Below are 25,180 nucleotides of genomic sequence, written 5' to 3'. Positions count from 1 at the left end.
TCGTGCGAGGGACTGAATTTCTGACGCGCTATATATCGGCCGAAACCCTTGGAAATTACAACTGTATTAATGTAATCAGAGGCGCTCTCTCACATACATACGTACGAGTGTAAAGTTCGGCGAGGAGGAACTGGTGGAGCGCAAAACAACTCCGCGGTCGCTGATGTGATACAATAACAACCGATAGTTACCTACGGAATTGCCTTTAGCACGGCATCCACTCTGAGACGAGTAGCGAAAACACTCTGGCTCGATAATGGGGGACACGAATTGCCGTCGTATCTGACGATCATATCAATAGGCGTCTGGACGGTGTATCCGGCGCTACTTCCGCACCTGTGGTTTGCGACAGTTTTCCATTATATCACCAATCGTTCTCTAGTACGTGTACGGATTTTGATCAACTACATAGAGGAGGTTTACCGATTGTGCCGTTAAACGAATCCGCCTGATACTGAGTACACTGACCGCTACCGCCACACTCGCGCTCGTTGTGACAGCGAATTCGCTATTGTACTGTTCGCCACAACAGCTATTTGGGCTTGGGACAGTCTTTACGGTGTTTCCACTTTTCCATCCTTGTCGACCCCAAGCCAGTTTTAGTCGGTACTGCGATCGGCGTTACGACGGCGGCAGATGAGATCTGAAACACGATATATCCGCTGAACGTATCACAGTCGGCGTAAGCCGGCAGTATAGTCTCATGCTCAGATTCCACGTTTTCCGCTTGCTTATTCAAACACCAGATAACTACCACATTCGTCTATTATGGTAATAGAGCTCATGCTGGAAGATGGAATTCAGAAGCAGCAATGAGTGGAGTTATTCGGCTTCGGGCGCTGGCGTTGTCTGAGTCTGTTCCGAGCGAACCGTATCGACGACACCCCGAAGATATCCGATAGTAAATCCGCGTCCTCGGTGTCGCCAGTCGTCATCACCCTCCATCTTCGGTACGTGGTCAGGAATGACTGCCCCTTCGAAACCGACATCGTGGAGTGTTCTCACCGCGTCAGCGGTATTGAAGTTGCCTTTGTCGACGAACGTCTCGTGGAACTTCGGCATCGTACCGACGACGTCACGGAAGTGAATAAAGATAATCTGATCACGCTCGCCGAATCGACGGATGACATCGGTAACATCCTCACCCATCTGTGAGAAACAGCCGAGACAGAGCTTCAGTCCGTGATTGTCGCTCGGGACGAGTTCCATGCCCTTCTCGAAGTTCTCCACGTTGCGGAACAGGCGCGGAATCCCGCCGAGCGATTCGATACTCGGCGGATCGATTGGGTGAAGCGCCAGGTCGACACCTGCCTCTTCGGCGACCGGAAGAACGTTCTCGAGGAAGTACTGGTAATTGTCCCAGAACTCCTCTTCGGTGTACTCGCGGTCGATACCGGACGCGAGCTCGTCCGGTTCGTCGAGCTCGTCATAATTGAAGGCAGTAGATTCGGCGCTGCCTCGGTCTTCAACAGGGGACGTGCGCATCGGAACGACGCTGCGGGGATTCCACTGATAACCCAATATTGGGATGCCAGCCTCTCCGAGATTCCGAATCAAGGTTGTGATCTGATCGAGCGCTTCGTCTGCACCGTCACGGTCGAACATGATGTCGCCGTACATCGAATACGGGAGCGACTGGATGCCCGTAAAGGACAGTCCTGCGTCCTCGACCCGTTCTCGAGCGGCCGTGAGTTCCGAAACCGACGGAATCTGGTCTGGACCAACGACAATCGTGTCCGTCCCGTCACGGTCGTTGAATTCGTCCGGTTCCTCCTCCGTATCGGCGTGATCAACGAAAATATCCGTTGCTCCCAGTTGACGGATGTACCGTAGCCGAGAGTCTGAAAGCGATCGTGTTCGAACACCAACACGGACATCAGCATTACTATTCTGGCTCATGCTTTCTACTTATCTTGAGATGTCTAAACTGTTACGAAGACTGCAGCAACCGCGAACTGGGTGGGTATTCTGATCGCTAACCGTTCGGATATTGTGACATATGATGGATGTCGTCTGAGTATAATATCGGTTACAAGGTAACGAGAACGAAAAAGCTAGGTCCGGCCGCTTGCTATGGGACAGCAATACGGAGCTAGCATTTTCGAAGAGCTACGACAAGTGGCGCAATGTTCCTTTGGGCAGAGTCAAGGCTAAGCGATGGCTGACTTCCGATTCGGGCACTTACCTTACTCAATTGCGCCATACGTTTGGCCACCTTTCAGTAACATAAACCCTGCCATTCATCCTCTATTGCAGTGAAAATCATTATAATATGGTCGTATTTTCAGACAAACACTATATTAACAGCTAGGAGAAACCAATCCGTGATGTTCGTCTGGTTCCGCTGCGTTAGGTCGACATTGTCGTGACGGTAACTGGTCCATCGAACTGGAGGATAACCGATTGGGCCACATCGCCGAAAACTGCTTTCCCAGCCGGCGAACGCTTCTTTCCGCTGATGAAAATGTGATCGCATCCCTCTTCCTCGGCCATCTGGATGACATCGTCCGGGATCGTCCCGACGAGACCCACCGCTCGGTACGGAATCTCCTCACCGAACGCATCGCTTGCAATATCTTCTGCTTCGGTCTTTGCAATCTCTTCCATTTCGTCGACACCTTCGACTTCCCGCTCCGAGTTTGCCTGCCGTTGAAGGTTATTCTGTAATCTCTTTTCATCGACGGCTCTGCAGAATACGATCTCTGTCTCCGTTCCGGAAACGTGCCGCTTTGCTGTACGTAGCAGTTGTTGGTCCGGCTCATCCCCTGTTTGGACAACAAGCACTGTATCCATACTCTCTATACTACTGTGAAGATATATAAAACTCAGCCTGCAGCGTGACGCCATTCGGATACAGTTGTATGTTGCCGGAGTTTATTTTCGCCCCTATACGTCTGAAAGCGAGGAAATTAGCTCAGAAGAAGTAGTTGTTCGGGACGAAGGTCGAGACTTCCGGCACGAGGGCGACAATCAAGATAACGACTAGTAACGGAATGTAGAACAAGATCATCGCACGCATGACGGTCTCGAGCGAGGCGTCGGTCACCTTCTCCAGAACGAAGAGGACAGATCCCAGTGGCGGCGTCACGACGCCGGTCATGAGCGAGAGGATCATCACGATCCCGAAGTGGATCGGGTCGATTCCGAGCGTCTCGATGATCGGCATGAGGATCGGAACCATGATCATGATCGTTGCGGTGATGCTCATGAACGTCCCGATGAGCATGAACAGCGGAACGAAGATCAGGATTGCCACTGTCGGATTCGTCGTAAAGCCTGTAATCGCGTCGGCTAACAGTATTGGGATTCGAAGTTGCAGTGCGACGAGACCGTAGAGCATCGCGAGAGAGATGATGAAGAGGATAGAGAACGTCTCGACCATTCCATCTCGGAATTCCTCGAGCAGTACCTCTCCAGTGAGAGAGCCCTGATAGAAGCCCAGCCCGATTGCATAGAGCACTGCAACCGCGCCGGCCTCCGTCGCGGTGAACATCCCCGAGAGAATACCGCCGACGATGAATACGGGGATCACTAGCGCGGGGAGAGCGTTAACGAACTCCTCACCGATTGTTCGGAGTCCGACAGCCTCGCCTTTCCCGTATCCTTTCCACCGGACGACGAGATACGTGAATATGGAAAGGACCCCCGCAAGTAGCAGTCCAGGTACAATTCCGGCGAGGAACAGCGCCCCGATGGACTCTTCGGCCAATACGCCGTACAGAATGATCGGCACACTCGGCGGAATAATCGGCCCGATGATCGACGACGCGCCAGTGACACCGATTGCCGTCTTTTTATCGTATCCCTGGTCGCGCATCGCGTTGTACTCGACTCGGCCGAGCCCCGCGGCGTCAGCAACCGCCAGTCCGGACATCCCGGAGAAAATGACGCTCGCACCGATATTGACCTGTGCAATTCCGCCTCGAATCCGACCGAATATCGCGTTCGCGAAGTCGAAGACTTCCGAGGTCATATCCGTCCTATTCATCAATCGACCTAACATGAGATAGAACGGAACTGCGAGCAGCGTAAACGAGTTCAGGCCGTGCATCAACTGATTCGACATCAAGCCGAAATTGAGGGACGGGCCGAACGGAGAGAGCATGATGAGGACGCATGCTGATCCGATCGCGACCGCGACGGGCATGCCGAGTGCGTAGAGGAGAAGCAATCCGCCGAGAAAGATGAGTCCAATCAGTAATAGCTCCATCCTATTCTCCCTCCTTATTCGCGCGGTTTTCTTTGTTCATGAGTTGTTGACTGAAGTCGGTCGTCGTTAGTAGAGCGCGCAGGTTGACCAGTTCATAGAACACCATCATCCCGATGAATACCGTTATCGACCCGTATATCCATCCCTGTCGTACCTGCCCTACTGCCATCATCGGCGTATCCCAGTTCTGAAGCGTTGCACGTAAGCCGGCATACCCCAACATGATCAGGAAGACGATCGTCAAAACCTGTGCAAGGATATCGACGATCGACCCGATCAGCGGAGATCGTTTTTCGAGCTGGGTAGAGACGATTGTCATTTTGATGTGCTCTCCGTTTCTGGAGGCGACTGCAGCCCCTCCGTAGGTCCCGACGATGAGCAAATACCGTGCGAGCGGTTCCGTCCACCACGCACCCCCGCTGACCGGGAGATCGAGTACACGGACGGTTATCTGAAACACCGTCAGAAGCAACATTAGAATAAAAATGAATGTTGCCACGTTTAGCACGATCCAATCGTACCATGTATCTCTTTTTAACCCTAGCGACTGGTCGATATCCATATACAATAATAATGGTCGCTATAGTATAATAGCACCGGTTCGGTGTAGCTGTACCACTCAACTATTATGCTGATTTAGTGTCACGCCATGTCGCGCCACTTCTCCCACGAACCCGCATACGTCTCTTCGAATAACTGTTCGACAGCGGGGGCTGCTGCCTCGTAGAACGCGTCTGTATCAACGTCTTCAATGATTTCCATGCCGTTTTCTTCGGCCTCCGTGATTAGTTCTTCTTCCGAATCTCGAGCCCACTGCGTTGCCTCTTCGGCAACTTCGTTGACGATTTCGTCGATCATATCCTGCTGAGACTCGTCCAGTCCCTCGTAGAAACTGGTACTCACGTACATCTGCCCGCTCTGCGGGAGATGACTAGTCATACTATAGTAGTCCTGCACCTCCCAAAGGCTAAGCGAGGCGATCTGGGCTGGTGGGCCTTCGGACGCCTCAACGACGCCCTGCTGAAGACCCGAATAGAGTTCGTCGAGTGAGACGGGCGATGGACTCGCACCAACGCTTTCCCACGCTTTTACCCACGAATCGTGACTCGGAAGCCGTAGGTCCATCCCTTGAACGTCCTCGGGAGTCCGAACTGGCTTGTTCGACGTGTAATGTCGCATTCCTCGGTAGACCCGGGGACCGGTGACCTTGATCCCTGCTTCCTCGAGAGCCGGGTACACTTCTTCTTGGAACTCGTCCGACTCCATAATCTTCTGCTGGTGTTCGAAACTCTCGAGGACGTACGGCGAGTTGAAGAAGTAGTACTTGGGTGCGTGCATGTCGTACGCGTCTGACCCTCCGGTGTACATATCAACTGCGCCTTGATTCATCAGGTCGAACGTCTCGGTCTCTGATCCGTACGAACCGCCGTAGGAGAACTCGACGCTGATGTCTCCGTCCGATTCCTCTTCGATGCGTTCTTTGAATTGTTGCCCTGCGTAGACCAGAGAGGTACCTTCCTCCATTACGCTTGCCATGGTGATAGTCGTTCCACCGCTGTCTCCGCCCATACACCCAGCGAGAGTCGCTAGCCCAGATGCACCAATTCCCATCTTGACGGCTTGACGACGCGTCACACTATCTAAACAGCTCTCATTCCCAGCTGTCTGTTTGCCAGACATACTCAACCCATTGTAATGGAGGGGTATAAATCTAATCATTATTAACAGCCATTTGAACCAATATATCTGTCTGATCGGTGAGTGTACGCCCTCAGTCGGTATCACAATAGCGTCGCTGTCTTTGCGGACAATTCGATGACAGGCCAGCTTAAAATATAACCAGCGCGCACGCATGACGTCCCGAGTTGTGTTCACTCCCGGCGAGAGACACCACTTGCCTGCCAACAACACGGAAACTCAATCGCGAACTTCTCGATCGACGAGTCCAGCCTCCTTGACCATCGTGGACTCTGCCGTACTGACATCGGTCTATGTGGCATGTTCCGGGTCAGTGTGTTGCCATTATCTCGCCTTGCTCCGCGACTGCCTTTCGAATGATGGTTGCCAGATGGACTCCGTCTTGTCACGTGTGTTCTGCAGGCCACACATACGCTGATGTCTACGAGCCGATCGAGGATTGCCTGGATATCGGCGGCAAGGACGACTGCGTCGACGTCGCGGGCGTCCTGACCGCTGACGATCGAGTTGTGGTTTCACAGATCGTGCGACGACCTTCACTCAATTCTGTTAGTCAGTGACTGGATAGACCAAGCGGATCGCCTGCTTCGTGAAGACGTTGCTGCTGGGGTCACGCTCGCCGTACTAGTGGTTCCCGTAGTAGCGCTGCGGCGGTGCCACTTAACTGCCGTATCAGCCATCCGTCGATCGGCGAACCGACCCGGCGACAACGTTCTCGGAAGGAAGTCGCCGATCTACCAATATGAGTTCCCAATCCCTAGCGATGGCGGAACCGATATCGCATCGGTTTCTTTTCTATATTACTGAGGACTCGTCATGGTGGGCCCCTGCCGATGAGACTGTCGTCATTGGCAGTGATAGTATTGCCGGGAAAGAAACCTTCGTATAGTGGACGACGAAACGACTAGCCCGAATGCCGACAACGCATCGTAACTACGTCGATGGTGAGTGGGTCGAATCGCGTTCCGGAGAGACGTTCGAGGTACTGAACCCCGCAAACACGACCGAGGTCGTCGGCGAGTTCCAGTCGTCGACGTCCGAAGACGCCGAAGAGGCGGTCGAGGCCGCAGTCACCGCCGAGGATGAGTGGGCGTCGATGCCCGGCCCGGAACGAGGAGCGATCCTCAAGGAAACCGCCCAGATCCTCGAGGACCAGAAGGAGGACCTGACCGAGACGCTGACCCAGGAGGAGGGGAAGACGCTCAGCGAAGCCGGTGGCGAGGTCCAACGTGCGATCGACATCTTCTACTACTACGCACAGAAGGCCAGCGACCTCGGCGGCACCGTCAAGTCATCCAGCAGCACGGACACGGAGCTCTATACCAAGAAAGAGCCGCTCGGCACTGTCGCCCTGATCACGCCGTGGAACTACCCCATCGCGATCCCAGCCTGGAAGCTCGCCCCCGCGCTGGCCGCGGGCAACACGGCCGTCCTCAAACCCGCCTCGGCGGCGCCGACCGTCTCCTGGAAACTCCTCGAGGCGCTCGACGAAGCGGGACTGCCCGACGGCGTCGCAAACTATGTCACTGGCTCCGGGAGCGAGGTGGGCGGCATGCTGACCGACCACGAGGGCGTCGACGGCGTCTCCTTTACCGGGAGCACGCAGGTCGGAACCGCCGTCGCCCAGGCCGCCGCGGACGACCTCAAACGCGTCCAGTGTGAGATGGGCGGGAAGAACCCGACGGTCGTCATGCCCAGCGCCGACGTCGACGAGGCCGTCGACATCGTCGGTGCCGGCGCGTTCGGCGTCACCGGGCAGGCCTGTACCGCCTGCTCCCGCGCGATCGTCCACGAGGACGTCTACGACGAGTTCGTCGAGGGCGTCACCGAGTACGCCGAGACCATCGAGATCGGTCCCGGCGACGAGGACGTCGACATGGGCCCCCACGTCACGAACAGCGAACTGGAGGGCACGCTCGAGTACGTCGGAATCGCCGAAGACGAGGGCGCGACCCTCGAGACCGGCGGCGAGCGGCTCACCGGCGACGAGTACGCCGACGGCTACTACGTCGAGCCGGCCGTCTTCTCGGACGTGGACAACGACATGCGCATCGCCCAGGAGGAGGTCTTCGGGCCGGTGCTGGCCGTACTGAAGGTCAGCAGCTTCGAGGAAGGCCTCGAGCTCGCCAACGACGTCGACTACGGCCTCTCGGCGAGCATCGTTACGGACGACCTCACCGAAGCGAACCAGTTCGCCGAGAACGTCGAGTCGGGCGTCGCGAAGGTCAACGAGAAGACCACCGGCCTCGAGCTCCACGTGCCCTTCGGCGGCTATAAGGAGTCCTCGACGGACACCTACCGCGAACAGGGCGACGCCGGACTGGACTTCTTCACGTCGACGAAGACGGTTTACATGAACTACTGATCCGCCGTCGCCCCTTCCCGTAGCGCGCAGTTCGAGTTCAATTCTTCTCGGCGGTCGATTCGCTGTTCGATCCGACGCCAGCACCGTTCGGTATCGGTTAACCGGTCCCTCAAGGGTCCCGTCCCGGAACGGGCGGCGATTTTCTCGTTCCTGGTGCACCAAATGTACTGACGAGTATGGGATGGCCCTTACCCGATCCCCTTTCCTCACGGACTGTCTTCGGTGCAGATGTCAGTATTCGACGCCGGTTGATCGAGGGCTCGTCTATCGCTGGCTTTGTATCGTCACGCGAAACGATCGATCGCCGGTTTTTGTCGGCAAAACGACGCCAAGATCCACTGACTTCGAGATACCTGTGCCGTGCGGGGTCAGTTTTAGCCGATGGGTTTATGTTGGGCGCAATACTTCCTGCTATTATGTCATTGCCAGTCGAGCAGGTACGGAGCCGTCTCCGTGGCGTTGCTGTCGGTCTGTTGACACCATTTGATGACGACCTCGAGATCGAACACGAGAAAATCGCGGAAAACGCACAGGAGTTGTACGACGCCGGGATTCGGACGTTCCTTGCGACCGCGAACATCAGCGAGTACCACTCGCTGTCGGCGAGCGAGCGCGTCGACGTCGCCGAGACGAGCGTCGACGCGCTCCCGTCGGACGCCTGCGTCCTCGCGGGCGTCGGCGGCAGCACGCACAACGCCACGGAACTGATTGCGGCGTACGATCGTATCGACGTCGACGCGATGATGATCATGCCGCCGGACCACACATATCTTCACGAACAGGGACTGCTGGAGTACTATCGTAACCTCGCCTCGTCGACTGAGACGCCGCTCGTTCCCTACGTCCGCGGCTTCGACCCGTCCGTCGACTACCTCACCAGCCTCACCCGCGTCGACGGCGTCGTCGGGATCAAGTACGCGCTGAAGGATCCGGTCAAGCTCGGCGCGGCCGTCGAGGCCGGTGCCGACGACGTTGTCTGGGTCGACGGGCTCGCGGAACCCTACGCTGTCTCGTACTGGGCGGAGGGGGCGGAGGGCTTCTCCGCGGGCGTCAGCAACTTCCGCCCAGAGGTCGGGCTCGAACTGTTCGACGCGCTCTCCGAGGGCGACTGGGAGCGCGCCTGCGAACTCCGGAATATCTGCCTGCCCTACCAGAACTTCCGGGACGAAACCGGGCAGGATAACGCAATCGCCGGCGCGATCAGCGTCTCGGCGGTCAAGAAAGGGCTCGAACTCGCCGGTCTCCACGGCGGCAACGTCCGCGAACCGATCCGCACGCTCCAGCCCGAAGAGGAACGGAAGGCCGAACGGCTGTACGATCAACTTGACGACGAGATCGAATCCCTCATCAACTAACTCGAGAGTGATACCCGAAGCAAACAGGGCCGATAGCAGAGTGTTTCTAAGCGCCTCCGTTTTGCAGCCAGTGTGAGTTCGTTACGAGACGAGGGCGAGCCACTCTTGTCGCTGTGCAGAACTGCTCACGTCTCGTAGCTGCTACTCGCTAGCACGTTCGGGTTCGATCCGTACGACGGCACGCGATCACCACTATTTCGTTCCTCAGGGAGGAACGGTTTCAGCCGCAATCAACGAAATGGACGCCGATTGAGTTCACACGGCGGTTGCTCTACAGCTTGTGATACGACGCTGGAGACCGCTTATCCCGTGTTTCCTCCTAATTCTCCGCTGGACGGGTAGTGATTAGTGTCTAAACTATCGGAATTGATCCTTGTCGTTTGTCATTGTCACTTTGAAGTGGCTTTTTCGACATCTCGCGTTCGGCCATCAGGAATCGTCAGCTTCAGTCGTCCCTCGACCATATTTCGGTCAAATTATTGTTGATCTATATCATATCGCGGCGCGGTTCATACTCGGATTGGATTGGTTGGGTTCTATTCGCATTTTCCTCCCGAAACTAATTACAGACATACTACTGTAAACGTCCCGTGTAGGAGAACTGATCGTGGACTTGGCTGGATCGGATTCTCGCTACAATTCAGCGAGAACCGCCCACTGGTATCGGCCTGATTGGAGTGGACGACGTAAACGGAGACGAAACAATCTCTCGAGGACGCACAGTAGATTGAGGTGATGACTGGAAAGCGAACGCGTCGAGCCCATGTCCAAGCGGGTTGGAGGAGATGTGTCTCACCCTCTCGGCCCGGACTCAGACAGCCGGGAGCAGCCCGAGATATCGATGTGGCAGTTGCTCGCATCGTCGTACTTGTGGTGCACGCGTGCTGCGGACGAAATTCCTGTCTACTTTAGTTCCGTTCTGAATTAGTCCATTTGCCGGACATCTGGGACTCGAAACACGCTTAAGAAGAACAACGTTCTCCGCAGTAGCGTCGGTTTGATGCCGGCATAGTGTCAGTCGTTCCACGACCCTCGTAGAAGTTTCCGCACCACTTTCTATCGGTGTACGCTCCGATCCCACCAGGCAGTTTACTGTTATTGGGGACGAAACCGACGCTTTCAGCGGTTCGATTGCGATAGGCCTCACGGTATCCCGTCCACTTCCGCTACTGACCATCGTCGATGGCGGAATGATATCAGTCATTCGGCCCGAGATACCGAGAATCGATAGATTAGCTCGTCGAGAACAACGTTTACTATAAATTTCGAAGAACCGTTTAATCGCTTCGTCGAACTTCGTGTCTCGCCACGTAAACCCGCGGCTCGCCAAGCGGTAGTCAGAGCCGTAGCCGCCGAAGGCTCGACTGAACTGTTCTTCGTTATCATAGCTGTTTCCGTCCGCATTGCCGAAGTAAAGGTGGGCGAACCGCTCAGTCTGTCGACGACGATCCCGTCGTTCAGCGTTGACTACGCCTCGAGGTTCCCCTTCGAGTCCAGAATCTCGGTGAAGAGGTCGACGAACAGCGACGTCCGCTTCGGATAGCCGTCGTCGGTCGTCTCCTCAAGCGGCGCGTTCTCGAGGTTCGTCACTAGATCCGGGGTGTGGGGAAGTCTCCCGACGACCTCGCGGACCTCGAACGTGATCGCGTTCTCGTCGTCCGTATCGAGCCACGCGGCCGCGCTCTGTTCGTCGGTGTACTCGATGGTGTACGTCTCCCCGCCGGCCAACTCGACGATGTGGTCCATGGATCCGATCTCGAGGCTGTGGTCGTCTCGCTCCAGGTAGAGCGTCCCGTCGTCGATCCGCGGTTCGTATCGGGGTTGGTCCGTCATTGTGTGGTAACTGAAGCCATAGGTCACGAAGGGATAAATGATGTGTTCTTTCCCGTTTCTTGTCCCGGCCCGATTCGATGACGGATCTCGAGTCACCGAAAAAAGACCGATCGTCCGCAGCCGAACGATTCCTCGCGCGCAGATCGGTCGGGCCGCACCCGACTCCAATCGCGTTGCGACTCCTCGCCCGTGTAATTGGGAGTCGACTATTCGACGTCGCGTGCTTTTGCGCGCAGCCAGGCATGCGTCCCGTTCTGTGGAACGTCCAGCCGCTGCCGATTGACCTCGAGATCGGGGTAACCGCCGACCTCCTCCTGACTATCGATGTACGAGCCGTCGCCGGAACGGAGTTGCTCGAGAACGCGCTCGTCGTGGGCGGTGCGATCGGCCGGCCGCGCGCCGACGTTCTCGAGATTGTGTGCGCCGACGTCTTCCGAATCGAGGACCTCGAGGTCCTCGGTCCAGAGCGGCCGCGAGTCGAGTCGCGTGATCCCGTCGCCGACCATCGGGTTGTCGCTGCCCTCGAGGACGTTGTCGGCGACGTACGCGTCGCCGTCGCCGAAGACGTTGGGTTGGTCGCTGACCGGCCGCCGGAAGACGTTACCTTCGATGCTCGCTTTCGTGTCGGGATCCATCCACGCGCCGTCCCGGTAGTGGTACATGACGTTGTTCGCGACGACGGTTCGGGTCCCCTCCTTGAGGCGCGGATTCCGATCGTAGTTGTGCGCCCAGACGTTGCCCGCGAGCGCGACGTTCTCCGCGTTGTTACCGATCAGCGAGCCGTAGCCGTGGTCCCCCTTGTGGTGGGTCGCGTCCTGCAGCGGCTCGGCGATCAGGCAGTTCGAGACCGTCGTGTTCTCGGTGTCGTAGCCGACCGAGAGGTTCTCGTCGACCGCCCACGTCGTCGTGCAGTGGTCGATGACGTTGTTCTCGGTTCGGTCCCCCGTTCTGATCCCGTCGGGCTCCCAGTCGCTCTCCTCGTTCAGGTTGGCGTCACCCGGCCGGACCCGCAGGTGCTGGACGACGCAATCGTCCGCGTCGATCCAGAGATCGCCGTGCGTGAGCGTGATGCCCGGCGAGGGGGCCGTCTGTCCCGCGAGGTAGAGTTCGTCGTTGACCACTGTCAGGCGCTGCTCCGCGAGATCGATCACGCCGCTGGTCTCGAAGACGACCAGGCGCGGCCCGTCGACCCCGACCGCGGCCGACAGCTGGCGCCGCGTCGGCTCGGTGATCTCGATGACGGGCGTGTCGTCGTCCAGCCACGGCGCCGGATCCGCGAACCCGTCGGCGAGATCGACGTGCGACGCGCTTCGCGGCCCGTTCCGGACCGTCCGGCCGTTCGACCGACCGGACGTCCCGACCGTTCTGGTCGACCCGGTCGCCCGATCGCCGTCGCTCGTCTCGACGACCGCGCGGTACTGGTAGTACCGCCTGCTCGTGAGACCGTCGAGGCGGACGCTGAACGCCCCCGATTCCTCGAGCGTTCGCGCGGCTGTCGCCGTCCAGGACTCGGTCGGTACCTTCCGATACTCGACGTAGCCGTCGGCCGACTCGGCGCCGCCCAGATCGGTCAGTTCGCCGCGTACCGTCGCCCCCGTGGCCGTCACGTCGGTCACGTCGCCGGTCGAGACGAACGGAACGCCTTCTTCGACGTCGACGCTTCCGGCGACGTCGACGTCGCCGATATCGCGGTTAGCGGTCGGTTCGAGTCCCGTCAGATCGCGCAGTTCGGCCGTACAGAGCGTGCCGACGTTGTGGCTCGTCACGGGGAGGCCAACGTACGCGTCGTCGCTCAACTCGACGTGTTCCGCGTCGACGTCGGCGATCAGCGTCCAGTTCTCCCCGTCGTTCGAGCCGTACGCCTCGAAGACGTCGCCGCTCCGCCGCAGGCGCAGCCACTCGGCCTCGAGGCTTCCGCCCTCGACCTCGCTCTCGTTTTCGCCGCCCGACGTCGTGCTGAGCGTATCGACGCCCGCTTCCGGCCGCCACTGGAGCGACGCCTCGCCGTCGGGCGTCCGCCGGAGCATCACGTTCTTCGCCGCGGGATCCAGCGACTCCCGGATCATGATGCCGGTCTTCGCATTGGGGTCACTGTTCTCGAGCGCGGTGTTTCGTACCTGTACGTCGACGTCTCCGCTAACGGTATCGTAGTAGTAGTGGAACGCGTCCGCCGTACTCCAGATGTCCGCACCACCGCCGCGAATCGTAACGCTGGTCGCTGCCGCGGCCGTGCCGCTGGTAAACGCTGCTGCCGTCAGTCCAAGACCCCCTGCACCGATCGCTCGCAGGAAGGATCGTCGCTTGTGTGTCATGGTATTACACCAATCAAGGTGACAATATCTCCAGTGATATATCTTTCTTCGCTGAACGTACACTCCCTAAGGTCTATCGGCAACTATTATCGAAAATGAACGTATGGATTTAGCCTGTATGATAGATGTGGCTTCTCATCTCTCGCGAACGCAAGGACGTGAGTTGACACCCCCGTGGCGGGTTACGAGAATTTGGTGTTGAGTTCGATGACGTTGGCCGCGCGCTGGACGCTCTCGGCGAGTTCACCGTAGAGATAGTCGTCCGTGATCCGACTAGCCGGACCGCTAACGCTAACGGCGCCGACGACCGACGTTCCGTTTCGGACGGGCGCGGCGACACAGCGGAGTCCCTCGATGTTCTCCTCGTCGTCGATCGCGTACCCCCGCTCGGCGATCTCCTCGAGTTCCGTGTAGAGACTGGCCTGATCCGTGATCGTTTTCGGCGTCTTCCGCTCGAAAGCCGTTTCGCTGACGATTTCTTCTTGTCTATCTGAGGGGAGAAACGCGAGGATGGACTTCCCGAGCGAGGTTGAGTAGATCGGTTGTTTCCCGCCGGCGCGCGAGGCCGTTTCGACAGCCTGGTTCCCCATCGCCTTGTAGAGATACGACACCTGCCCGTGTTCCTCGATTCCGAACTGTGCAATCTCCCCTGTTTCGTTCGCCAGTTCGTCGACCGCGTCGACGATCACGTCGTAGTTGGCGACCTGATTTCGGACGTCGTTGGCCATGTCCAGCACCTGGAGACTCAGCCGGTAGCCGTCGTCCTCACGGACGATGATCTCTTCGCTCTCGAGGGTCCGGAGGTGATTGTGAATCGTGCTCTTCGAATGGCCGAGCTCGTTAGCGAGTTCGGTTATGCTGGGTCGGTCGTTTTTCCGCACGGTATCGAGAACGGTAAAGGCAATCTCGACTGATTTGATCCGGGATTCGGTTCGTTCCTGGGGGGTGTTTGCCATATCAAGACATAGCGGGTTTTAGCTATATAAGTCTGTTCCCCAGAGGCGAACCCGATCTCCCGCTGAATTCAGCGAACATTGCGCGGGAAAACCGTCTGCTTCGCCCCACCGGTCGTCGATTTCCTCCGTCTTGTATGGGTGTGTCACTTGCTATCGGTAGGTGTTCAGTCGCAGACCATCGGGAAACGTCCGATCGGTTGTCACGATCGGCTCACTGAGACCTGATCCAGTATTTCCCACACGCGAACACTGGATAAAACCTCGGATACGGGATTGTCTGTGTCTGTAGACACGATATAGGCATCAAACAATACTGGTGGATAATCGAAACGCATCTTCCTTTACATGTGTACTATCGTCACACATAGTGCTCTCTTTATTACAAAGGTACTGTTGTAAAATTCGGCGAGCGGGAACCGTATGCTGTCCCCAACGGTTCCGCGACGGGTCTCAGTGCCTGCTCGTCTCGCCGAACGAACCATCCGAACGCGTGCGGTTGATCCGAGAGTGCTCGCTGTGCGTCGCCGCGGCTGCGGCCGCGTGGCTATTGAGCGGCCCGAATCAAGATCGCCGGCGTCTCGGGATCAGAACGAGGATTCGGATGTATCGTCTTCCGATATCAGTCGCAACGGGGACGAGAGCGGAACGCCAGAAATCGCGCGGTCAGGGAGGACTCGCGGCAGGATCTTCGACGACCCGCGCCCACTGTGCGAGCCACTCGTCCAATCCGTTGTCGGGAACGTCGAGCGTGTGTGTCGTCTCCTCGAAGTCGGGGTAGCCGGCGACGTCCTTCTGGCTGTCGATGATGGCGCCCGTGCCCTCGCAGACGTGCTCGAGGATCCGTTCGTCGTGGGCGGTGCGATCGGCGGGGCGGGCGCCGACGCCCGAAAGCACGGCGTCGTAGGCCTGCCCTCCGCGGACCGTTTTCAGCTCGTCGGGCCAGAGGGCGCTGGGAGGCCATCGTGATACCGCTCCCGGTTCCGGTCACGGGCATCGACGACGGATCGGTCTCGTTGCACGCGATGTAGGCGGTTATCGGCCCCTTCGCGTCGGTGTAGGTCGTCCCGACGACGGCGTCGTCCGTCGGCGTCCGCGGCCCCGCGCGGTAGTGGTTGCCGACGATGCTCGCGGTCGTCTCGTCGTCGACGCCGCCGAGATTGAGTGCGCGCCCGAAGTTGTACCTCACGTTGTTCGTGACGACCGAACTCATGCCGCTCTTGAGCTGGGGGTGGTGAGCGACCGTGTTCGCCCAGCGGTTCCCCGCGATGGTCAACGGGCTGTTCGTCGACGTCGAGGGCCGGATCGTCCTTGAGGATCCGATCCCGCTGGCGCTGTTTCACCTGGCGGCGGCGTTACGCGGCGACGACCGCGCGGAGCTTCCGACGCCGGTCGGCGATCGACGATCGCCCGAGGGCGGCGTGTAGGACGGGGGTCCAAGAGATTCGAGAGCCGGCAGAATTGTCACTGAATGCCAATACTTTTGCCACGTACCATCCGTGCGAGAGACGTATGCATCAACTCGGTAGTCGTTCGATCGAAGAGCCCCCTCGCGTGAAGATCGGATACGTCGGGGGCGGCAGCCAAGGGTGGGCCCACACCCTCATCAACGACCTCGCGCAGTGCGGGGACGTCGCCGGATCGGTGGCGCTGTACGACGTCGACCACGCGGCCGCGACGAAGAACGCCGAACTCGGCAACCGGGTCGTCGAGCGCGAAGACGCCGACGGCGACTGGACGTTCGAGGCCTACCGCGAGCTGGACGACGCGCTCGCGGACGCCGATTTCGTCGTCTGTTCGATCCAGGACCCACCCGCGGAGACATTCGTCCACGACATCGACATTCCCAAGGAATACGGCATCCACCAGCCGGTCGCCGACACCGTCGGTCCCGGCGGGATCCTCCGCTCGATGCGGGCGATCCCGCAGTACCGCGAGATCGCGGCGACGGTTCGCGAGCAGTGCCCCGACGCCTGGGTCGTCAACTACACGAACCCGATGACCGTCTGCACGCGGACGCTCTATGAGGAGTATTCCGACATCAACGCGATCGGGCTCTGCCACGAGGTGTTCAAGTTCCAGGAGCAGTTCGCCGACATCGCCGAACGGTACGTCGACGACGCCGAGGACGTCGTCCGCGAGGAGATCCACGTCACCGTCAAGGGGATCAACCACTTCACGTGGATCGACGAGGCCCGATGGCGCGATACCGACCTGTTCAGCTACCTCGAAGCCGAACTCGAGGAGCACAAACCGCTGAAGGACTTCGATCCGGGTTCGATGTCCGACGCGTCCTACTGGGTCAACAACTATAACGTCGCTTTCGACCTCTACGACCGGTTCGGACTGCTCGGCGCGGCCGGTGACCGCCACCTCGTCGAGTTCGTCCCGTGGTACCTCCAGCTTGACGACCCCGGGGACCTCCATCGGTGGGGGATCCGGTTCACGCCGAGTTCGGCTCGTCTCCCCGACGACGACGGGCCGACACAGACCGAGCGGTACCTCTCCGGTGACGAGGCGTTCGAGTTCTACGAATCCGGCGAGGAGGCCGTCGACATCTTCCGCGCCCTGCTGGGACTCGAGCCCATCGAGACCCACCTGAACTATCCCAATGAGGGTCAGGTCGCGGGGCTGCCCGAGGGCGCCGTCGTCGAAACGAACGCGTTGCTCACCGGCGACGACGTCTCGCCGCTGGTCGCCGGCTCGCTCCCCCGCGAGATTCGATCGATGGTGATGACCCACGTGAACAATCAGGAGACCCTCGTCGAAGCCGGATTCGAGGGCGACCTCGATCGGGCGTTCCGGGCGTTCCTCAACGATCCGCTCGTCTCAATCGAACGCGATGCCGCCGCGGACCTCTTCGCCGAACTCGTCGACCGCGAACGCGACTACCTCGAGGCGTGGGACCTCGAGGACGCCGACGTCCTCGCGACGTCGCGCTGAGTGCATCTTCGACTGCAGCCACAACGGGAACGGCCTCATCACGCCAGCCAGGCGGAGGCCGGTGACGACTCCACGCTCGAGGTCAACACCGCCTCGCTAGTATCACTATCGCACCTGTGTTGCTATAGTTTCAGCGGGCGGCCGCCATCTCGTCCGCTGGTCCGTCGTCGCTACCGAGGAGCGGAATCGCCGGCCGACGGCGAACCGCCGACGACGCAACGTTTATTTCCTCACTCCGAAATATCCAGACGATGGCAGCACCTGACACGGACGGATTCGACATCCGCGAGTACGGCGCGAGCGGCGGCTCGGACGAGCCCGACACCGAGGCGATCCAGGCGGCGCTCGACGAGTGCGCCGAGTCCGGCGGGACGGTGTACGTCCCGTCGGGAACGTACGTGACTGGTCCGCTCCGGGTCGGCGACCAGACGACCCTGCATCTGGACACGGGGGCGACGCTCCAGTTCGTCGGCGACTACGTGGCGTTCCCGACGGTCGAGAGCCGCTGGGAGGGGTGGGACCAGTACGGCTTCCACCCGTGTCTGCTCGTCGACGACGCCGAGAACGTCTCGATCACCGGCCGCGGGACGATCGACGGCGGCGGCGAGTACTGGTGGCAGTTCTACGACGCTCCCGAGTCGGAGATTCCCGACGGGCTCCAGGAGCGACTGGCCGAATTCGAGGAGAAAAACGAGAAGCAGGACGACGTCAGCAGCTTCACCCACCGGCCGCCGCTGTTCCAGATCTACGACTCGGAGAACGTCTCCGTTTCGGGCGTAACCCTCGAGAACTCGCCGTTCTGGAACACCCACGTCGTCTACTCTGAGAACGTTACGATCACCGACGTCAACATCGCGAACCCGGCCGACGCGCCTAACGGCGATGGGATCGACATCGACTCTTCGCGGTACGTCCGGATCAGCGACACGTACATCAATGCGGGCGACGACGCGATCTGCATCAAGTCCGGAAAGAACGCCGAGGGCCGGGAGGTCGGCGAACCGGCGTCCCAGATCACCGTCACCAACTGTACGGTCGAGGCCGGTCACGGCGGCGTCGTCATCGGCAGCGAGATGTCCGGCGACGTCCGCGACGTGACGGTCACCAACTGCACGTTCACCGACACGGACCGCGGCGTCCGGATCAAGACCGCGCGCGACCGCGGCGGCGTCGTCGAGGACCTCCGGTTCGACAACATCGTCATGCGGCGGATCGCCTGCCCGTTCACCATCAACGGCTACTACTTCATGCCCCTTGACAGCGATGCCGAACCGGTCGACGAGGGGACGCCGATGGTGCGGAACGTCTCCTTTACCAACATCACCGCCCGCCAGGTCGAGACCGCCGGCTTCTTCGCCGGCCTCCCGGAGCAGTACTTCGAGGGGATCTCGTTCAACGACGTGCTGATCGACGCCACCCGACCGCTCGACGCGACGGACCTCGATCCCGCGATGGCCTACGACTACGAGCAGACCCACGCCCTGTTCTGCAAGTCCATCGCCGACATCTCGTTCACCGACGTTCGGATCCGAACCCCCGGCGGCCCGGCGATGCAGTTCGAGGAGACCGAGGACGTGACGATCGACGGCCTGCGGGTCCCGGACGACCAGGGCGCGCCCGTCGTCTCACTGACGAACGTCGGCCGGACTCGCGTTCGCGGCTGCGCGCCCCAGTCGGAATCAGAGGGACCGTTCCTCGAGGCCAGCGGGCCGAAAACGCACGAAATTTCGCTCGCCGGCAACCACGGATCGCTGGCCGCCGCCGTCGAAATCGCCGACGACAGCGACGCGACGCTCGAGCGCTCCTGAACGCTCCCCGACTTCCCACCAGCCGGTTTGGACGGATATCGGATCGGCGCGTCCCACATGTTGCAACGCTGATGCGCTTGTTATTCTATCTCTCTGAAGAGATGTATCGCCGCTCGTCCGATCAGCGCAGGTCTGTTCGCCTTCGACTCGAGATCGGCAACTGCGATAGCGACTCGTGACCTCGACCGTACAATTCAATCGACAAGAACGTCGGTAATTGTGATTCCCGTTCTCTATACACACACCAAAATTCGTCATAATGGAACGAAATTAAAACAATCCATATGTAGAAGGGATGTTCGTCGGCCCCGGAACCTGATACCGCTGCTCAGCCGCTAGCACCGACTTCAAGTTCGAGTCATCTCTCACCGAGTCCACCGTTTTCAACCCGGTTTCTGCTCCCGACTGCCGATCGCACCGTTTCCCAGTCCGGACTGCCGCACGTGTCCGACTGCCATCATATATCAATAACAGATATATACTCTCGAGCTGATTACTCGTCGATCGAGGCGGGCGACTCAAGCGTCTTGGCGGATCCCGAAGCGGAACGCGCTGATCCCGACGATCGCTGCCGGCCCCGTTCATTGCGGTGATCGGTCTCGAGACGGACGTGGCTGCGCGAACGCACTCCTCGATGCCTCCGCCGGCGAGGGCGGGAACTTCGTCGACACCGCCGCCGAGGACGACGACGGGCGGGCCGAGCGGTGGAGCGGCAACTGGCTCGCAGACCGCGTGAACCTTCGAGGACCTGCGGGGGTCGAGCGAACAAAACAATTATAGTCGGTTTGCCTGTATGCGTGACTACGACATGGTCGATTCATCAGCAGCAGATCTCCGCGTCGGACTCGTCGGGCTTGGGAGCCTCGGCGTCCGACTCGGACGACAGTTCGAGGCCGTGCCCGACGCCGAACTGGCCGCGATCGCCGACGTCAGCGAGGCGAACCTGGCCGACGCGGGCAGCGAACTCGAGGTCGCGTCTTCGAACCAGTATCTCGACTACGAGACGATGCTCGACGAGGCCGATCTCGACGCGGCGGCGATCGCCACGCCGAACGGCCTCCACTACGATCAGACCGTCGCCGCGCTCGAGCGGGATCTCCACGTGCTCTGCGAGAAGCCGCTGGCGACGAACCTCGAGGACGCCCGCGACCTCTACCGGCGCGATCGGAAGACCGATCGGGTGATGATGCTGGGCTACCAGCGGCATCTGAACCCGGCGTTCATCAACGCCCGCCAGCGGTGGGCGGAGGGCGACGCCGAGCCGACGTTCATCACCGGCGAGATCACCCACGACTGGCGGTCGTACTACGAGAACATGGACGACTGGCGGATGGATCCCGAACTGAGCGGCGGCGGCCACCTGCTGAACGTCGGCTCGCACGTCATCGACGCGATCCTCTGGGTGACCGGCCTCACGCCGACCCACGTCAACGCCAACGTCGAGTTCCACGACGACGAGCAGCTCTTCGACAAGCAGTCCTCGATCACCATCGAGTTCGACAACGGGGCCATCGCCAACTTCTCCGACACCGGAATCGTCGCGTGTACCCGGGAGCACATCCATATCTGGGACGACGACGGCGCCGTCTACCTCGAGGGTCGGGAGTGGGACGAACGCACCGGCTACACGATCGATGCCGAGGGAACCGAACACGACCGCCACCTCGACTACCACGGCCGCGAGACCAAGGCCGAGGCGTTTGCCGAGTCCGTCCTCGAGGGCACCGAGCCGCCGATCTCGGTCCGGGACGCGTTCCGGACGCTGGTCGTGACGATGGCTGCCTACGAGTCCGGTCGCGCGGACGAGCGCATCGATCTCGCGGAGCGGTACTCGTTCGTCGGCGACGGACTGCTCGACTGAATCGATTCCTTCTCTTCGCCGTTCGTTTCGTCCGTCGCGACAGATTTCCCACGAATCGATCCTGCGAGCGTCGCCGACATGCCGATCGATTTCCACAGTAAATCTCATCATTGTTCAAAGATAATGGTCTATTATCATGTCTTCTAGCAAGATTTATTTTAGGAGCGGAATATTTCGAGGTGGGATATGAACGTAGTCTGGTCAGTGGAGGCGGTTCGGGGTGAGTAGCGACCGGTCGATCGGGGGACGGATCGCTCGGACGATCATGCCGTCGGTCGTTCGACGGCGGTTCGCGTACAAACTGGGCGTGTTGCTGTTCGTCGTCGTCGTCGTGCTCGCGCTCGTCGGCGGCGTCGGTTACGTCCGCGCGAACAACTCCGTCGAGGATAACGCGGACCAACAGATGGAGTCGGTGGCGTCGATCCAGAGCGACGGGACCGGCGACTGGATCCAAGAGATGAAACGTCAGACGAGCGCGTTAGCCACCGACGACGCGCTCAAAGCCAACGACTCCGAAGCCGTCGAAGGGCAGCTGATTTCCAGATCGAATAACATGCCCCAATCGGTCAGGGAAGTCCACGTGATCGACCGCGAGCAGGGGACGCTCGTCGCCTCCCATTCGAAGGGCTCGAGCGGGAAAACGCTCGACGAGATCGACGAACCGTGGGCGAACGCCTCGCAGTATCGGGACATCAGCGATTCGGTGTACCAGGTGGACATGAGCGAACCCTCGTACGAGGCCGTCGACGGTCGCGCCGTTTACTTCTCCACGCCGGTGATGGGCGACGAGGACAGGGTTGTCGTCCTCGTCGGCGGGATCAAAGAGCAGGTGCTGGGACTCCACCAGCCGTTCGACGAACAACAGACGACGATCGTCAGCGCCGACGATGCCTCGGTGATCGCCGGGGCCGAGGACGCGCCGCTCCCGGCCGAGGTACGCAACGGCGAGGCCCAGCCGGGCATCGAGTCGGTCGAAACGCTCGAGAGCGACTCGCACGTCCACGCGGTCACGTCGATTGTCGGCACCGACTGGCTGCTGGTCACGACGGTCCCGAAATCGGTCGCATTCCAGACCGCAAATATCGTCGGTCAGTCCATGCTCGGTGTCGTCGGCGTCGGGCTGATCGCACTATTCGGAATCACCATTGTCATCGGGCGCCAGACGTCGGGACCACTCACGCGACTGCGAGACAAGGCCCGGACGATGGAGCAGGGACAGCTCGACGTGGATCTGGAGACGTCCCGGATCGACGAGATCGGACAGCTCTACGACGGGTTCGGCTCGATGCGCGACGCGTTGCGCGACCAGATCCGCGAGGCCGAAACGGCCCGGGAGACGGCCGAAACGGCGAAACAGGAGGCCCAGCGCACTAACGAGCAACTGGAACGCAAAGCCGACGAGTACAGTCGGGTCATGCGCGAGTGCGCCCGGGGCGATCTCACGCAGCGGATGGATCCCGACACCGACAACGACGCGATGGAGTCGATCGCCCGGGAGTTCAACGAGATGATCGGCGCCATCGAGGAGACGACCGCACACGTCAAGCAGTTCGCCGGGGAGGTCGCGGCCGCCAGCGAGGAGGTGACCGCCAGCTCCGAAGAAGTCAGGAACGCGAGCGAGCAGGTGACGGAGTCCGTCCAGCGCATCTCCGACGGCGCGGAGCGCCAGCACGAACACGTCCAGGAGGCGACGAGCGAACTGAACACGCTCTCCTCGACGACCGAGGAGATCGCGTCCTCCTCCGACGCCGTGGCGGACATCGCCGAACGGACCGCGACGGCTGGGGACCGCGGTCGAGAGGCGGCCAACCAGGCCGCCGAAGAGATGACCGTCGTCGCCGATGACACCGACGACGTCGTCGAGCAGTTCGAACGCCTCGAGCGGGAGATCGAACAGATCGACGAGCTGACCGAGTTCATCGACGAGATCGCCGAGCAGACTAACATGCTCGCGCTCAACGCCAACATCGAGGCCTCCAGAACCCACAGCGACGGCGGCGACGGGTTCGGCGCCGTCGCCAAGGAGGTCAAGCAGCTCTCCCAGGAGACTCGAGAGGCGACCGACGAGATCGAACAGCAGTTGGCCAGCCTGCAGTCGGCGGCCGACGACGCCGCGACGGTCGTCGGGCGAACGAGCGAGCAGGTCACGAGGAGCGTCGACACCGTTGAAGAGGCCGTCGAGGCCTTAGCGGAGATCGCCACCTACGCCGAGCGGACCAACGAGGGCATCCAGGAGATCAGCACGGCCACCGACGATCAGGCCGTCGCGGTCAGCGAGACGGCCAGCATGGTCGACGACGTCGCGATGATCAGCGAGCAGACGTCTCAGGAGACGGAATCGGTCGCCGCCTCCGCCGAGGAACAGACGTCGGCGCTGACCCAGGTGTCACACAACGCCAGCCGACTGGCCGAACAGGCCGGACAGCTGAGCAACACCCTCGACCGATTCGACACGGCGGTCGACGCCGAGCCCGACGGGGTCGTCGCCGACGAACTGCAGAACATCGACGCCGACATCGGCACTGACACCGGTATCGAAACCAACACCGCTGTCGACGACGAGGCGACCGACGACCGCGAGGACTCCGCGGACAACGTGTTCGAATACGTCTCCGACGACGAGACCGACGAGACGGCCGCGGACGCCGGCGCCGACCGAGACGGGCAGTCGAATCCCGCACCCGACGAGTAGGCGACCCGCCGGATGATCGGTTCCGGTGGACCCAAGGTCCGCCCGCCCGTTTCGTTCGACCGTGACTCGAGACGGTCCGTATCAGACGTTCATTTGTTCGGCCGGAAGCGACGGCGACGGTATCGTCACCGTGGCGGTGGCGCCCGACGGAACGCCGACCGAACGGGCGTGCACGTCCGCGCCGGATCCGATGTTTCTGGCGCTCCGTCCCGACGGGGAGACCCTGTACGCCGTCGAGCGCGTCGACGGCGGGCGCGTGTCGGCCTATCGAATCGACGCCGAGACCGGCGGACTCGAGCGGCTCAACGATCGCTCGAGCGAGGGCGCCGGTCCCTGTTACGTCAGCGTCGACGCTCTCGGCCAGTACGCGTTCGTCGCGAACTACCAGGGCGGGACCGTGGCGGCGTATCCGCTCGCGGACGACGGTCGGCTCGGCGAGGTCGCCGACGTCGTCGCCCACGAAGGCTCCGGTCCCGACCCGGAGCGTCAGGTGACTCCGCACCCGCACGCGATCGCTTCCGGGCCGGAGCATCGGTTCCGGTACGCGCCGGACCTCGGGACCGATCGCATCGAGATCTATCGCGCCGACGAGTCAGGGGCGCTCCGGCCGGCCGAGGCCGGACCGACGACCGTCCGTGCGGGCGCAGGACCGCGTCATATCGCCTTCCATCCGACCGAGCCGTATTGTTACGTCGTCGACGAACTCGAGTCGACGGTGACCGCGTACGAGCGCGACGCCGAGACAGGCGGGCTCGCGGCGATCGATCGGACAAGCACCCTGCCGTCCGCGTTCGACGGGACCAATGAGCCAGCCGACGTTCACGTCCATCCGTCCGGTCGGTGGGTGTACGTCTCCAACCGGGGTCACGACAGCGTCGCCGTCTTCGCGGTCGACGCGGCGACCGGCCGTCTCGAGCCACTCGCCCGCGAACCGACACGCGGGGAGACGCCCCGCGACATCGCGCTCGCTCCCGACGGCGCGTTGCTCCTCGCGAGCAACCAGCACGGCGACGCGGTCGCGAGCTTCGCGATCGACGAGACTGGGCGCCTCGAGCCGCTCGCGGAATTCGACGTGCCGAAACCGGTCTGTGCGACGTTCCTTGAGTCAGCGTAACGTTTCCCTTCCCGATCCTCCCACAACCGACCGTTT

17 protein-coding genes are annotated in these 25,180 nt (G+C 60.5%); 8 read left to right on the top strand and 9 right to left on the bottom strand.

The annotated features are described in order from the left end of the window. Nucleotides 1-822 precede the first annotated feature (822 nt). From EH209_RS22025 to EH209_RS22005, 5 genes are all read right to left on the bottom strand, one after another. Nucleotides 823-1,899 carry a mannonate dehydratase gene (locus EH209_RS22025; RefSeq protein WP_126664959.1) on the bottom strand — a complete coding sequence of 359 codons (1,077 nt, stop codon included), beginning with the start codon at nt 1,897-1,899 and terminating at the stop codon, nt 823-825. Between the two features lie 450 nt (nt 1,900-2,349). Further along, entirely contained in the window at nt 2,350-2,793 is a 444-nt protein-coding gene (locus EH209_RS22020; RefSeq protein WP_126664958.1) for a universal stress protein, read from the bottom strand. Nucleotides 2,794-2,914: 121 nt separating this feature from the next. Continuing rightward, nucleotides 2,915-4,210 carry a TRAP transporter large permease gene (locus tag EH209_RS22015; RefSeq protein WP_126664957.1) on the bottom strand — a complete coding sequence of 432 codons (1,296 nt, stop codon included), beginning with the start codon at nt 4,208-4,210 and terminating at the stop codon, nt 2,915-2,917. 1 nt (nt 4,211) lies between these two features. After that, the gene (locus EH209_RS22010; RefSeq protein WP_126664956.1) at nt 4,212-4,772 is read right to left on the bottom strand and encodes a TRAP transporter small permease; all 561 of its coding nucleotides are present in this window, start codon (nt 4,770-4,772) and stop codon (nt 4,212-4,214) included. A gap of 80 nt (nt 4,773-4,852) precedes the next feature. Further along, the gene (locus EH209_RS22005; protein ID WP_239641901.1) at nt 4,853-5,890 is read right to left on the bottom strand and encodes a TRAP transporter substrate-binding protein; all 1,038 of its coding nucleotides are present in this window, start codon (nt 5,888-5,890) and stop codon (nt 4,853-4,855) included. Between the two features lie 931 nt (nt 5,891-6,821). On the opposite strand from EH209_RS22005, the gene xacF reads away from it, so the two are divergent. Beyond that, a complete protein-coding gene (xacF, locus tag EH209_RS22000; RefSeq protein ID WP_126664955.1) occupies nt 6,822-8,273 on the top strand; it encodes a 2,5-dioxovalerate dehydrogenase in 1,452 nt (483 codons plus the stop codon). A 416-nt stretch (nt 8,274-8,689) separates the two neighbouring features. After that, entirely contained in the window at nt 8,690-9,628 is a 939-nt protein-coding gene (locus tag EH209_RS21995) for a dihydrodipicolinate synthase family protein (RefSeq protein WP_126664954.1), read from the top strand. Nucleotides 9,629-11,095: 1,467 nt separating this feature from the next. Here EH209_RS21995 and EH209_RS21990 read toward each other — a convergent pair. The 4 genes from EH209_RS21990 to EH209_RS21975 form a co-directional block, all read right to left on the bottom strand. Then, nucleotides 11,096-11,461 (bottom strand): hypothetical protein, encoded by a 366-nt coding sequence (locus EH209_RS21990; RefSeq protein WP_126664953.1) that lies wholly within the window; start codon nt 11,459-11,461, stop codon nt 11,096-11,098. 206 nt (nt 11,462-11,667) lie between these two features. Beyond that, nucleotides 11,668-13,773, bottom strand: coding sequence for a pectate lyase (locus tag EH209_RS21985; protein ID WP_126664952.1), 2,106 nt, complete (start codon nt 13,771-13,773; stop codon nt 11,668-11,670). 182 nt (nt 13,774-13,955) lie between these two features. Then, on the bottom strand, nt 13,956-14,729 hold the full coding sequence (locus EH209_RS21980) for an IclR family transcriptional regulator (RefSeq protein WP_126664951.1): 774 nt from the start codon (nt 14,727-14,729) through the stop codon (nt 13,956-13,958). 663 nt (nt 14,730-15,392) lie between these two features. Continuing rightward, complete coding sequence (locus EH209_RS21975; protein WP_126664950.1) at nt 15,393-15,623, bottom strand: hypothetical protein; 231 nt, start codon at nt 15,621-15,623, stop codon at nt 15,393-15,395. A gap of 347 nt (nt 15,624-15,970) precedes the next feature. On the opposite strand from EH209_RS21975, the gene EH209_RS21970 reads away from it, so the two are divergent. The 6 genes from EH209_RS21970 (at nt 15,971) to EH209_RS21940 (ending at nt 25,144) form a co-directional block, all read left to right on the top strand. Next, entirely contained in the window at nt 15,971-16,153 is a 183-nt protein-coding gene (locus EH209_RS21970; RefSeq protein WP_126664949.1) for a hypothetical protein, read from the top strand. Between the two features lie 85 nt (nt 16,154-16,238). Next, the gene (locus EH209_RS21965; protein WP_126664948.1) at nt 16,239-17,669 is read left to right on the top strand and encodes a family 4 glycosyl hydrolase; all 1,431 of its coding nucleotides are present in this window, start codon (nt 16,239-16,241) and stop codon (nt 17,667-17,669) included. 251 nt (nt 17,670-17,920) lie between these two features. Next, a complete protein-coding gene (locus EH209_RS21960; protein WP_126664947.1) occupies nt 17,921-19,477 on the top strand; it encodes a glycoside hydrolase family 28 protein in 1,557 nt (518 codons plus the stop codon). A 793-nt stretch (nt 19,478-20,270) separates the two neighbouring features. After that, the gene (locus tag EH209_RS21950; protein ID WP_126664946.1) at nt 20,271-21,338 is read left to right on the top strand and encodes a Gfo/Idh/MocA family protein; all 1,068 of its coding nucleotides are present in this window, start codon (nt 20,271-20,273) and stop codon (nt 21,336-21,338) included. A 220-nt stretch (nt 21,339-21,558) separates the two neighbouring features. Further along, entirely contained in the window at nt 21,559-24,030 is a 2,472-nt protein-coding gene (locus EH209_RS21945; RefSeq protein ID WP_249038885.1) for a methyl-accepting chemotaxis protein, read from the top strand. Nucleotides 24,031-24,055: 25 nt separating this feature from the next. After that, nucleotides 24,056-25,144 (top strand): lactonase family protein, encoded by a 1,089-nt coding sequence (locus EH209_RS21940; protein WP_249038884.1) that lies wholly within the window; start codon nt 24,056-24,058, stop codon nt 25,142-25,144. The last annotated feature ends 36 nt before the right edge of the window (nt 25,145-25,180 follow it).

The sequence above is a fragment of the Haloterrigena salifodinae genome, from assembly GCF_003977755.1.
GTDB lineage: Archaea > Halobacteriota > Halobacteria > Halobacteriales > Natrialbaceae > Haloterrigena > Haloterrigena salifodinae.
Note: the sequence above shows the minus strand (reverse complement) of the source record. Positions and strands in the feature narration are given on the sequence as shown.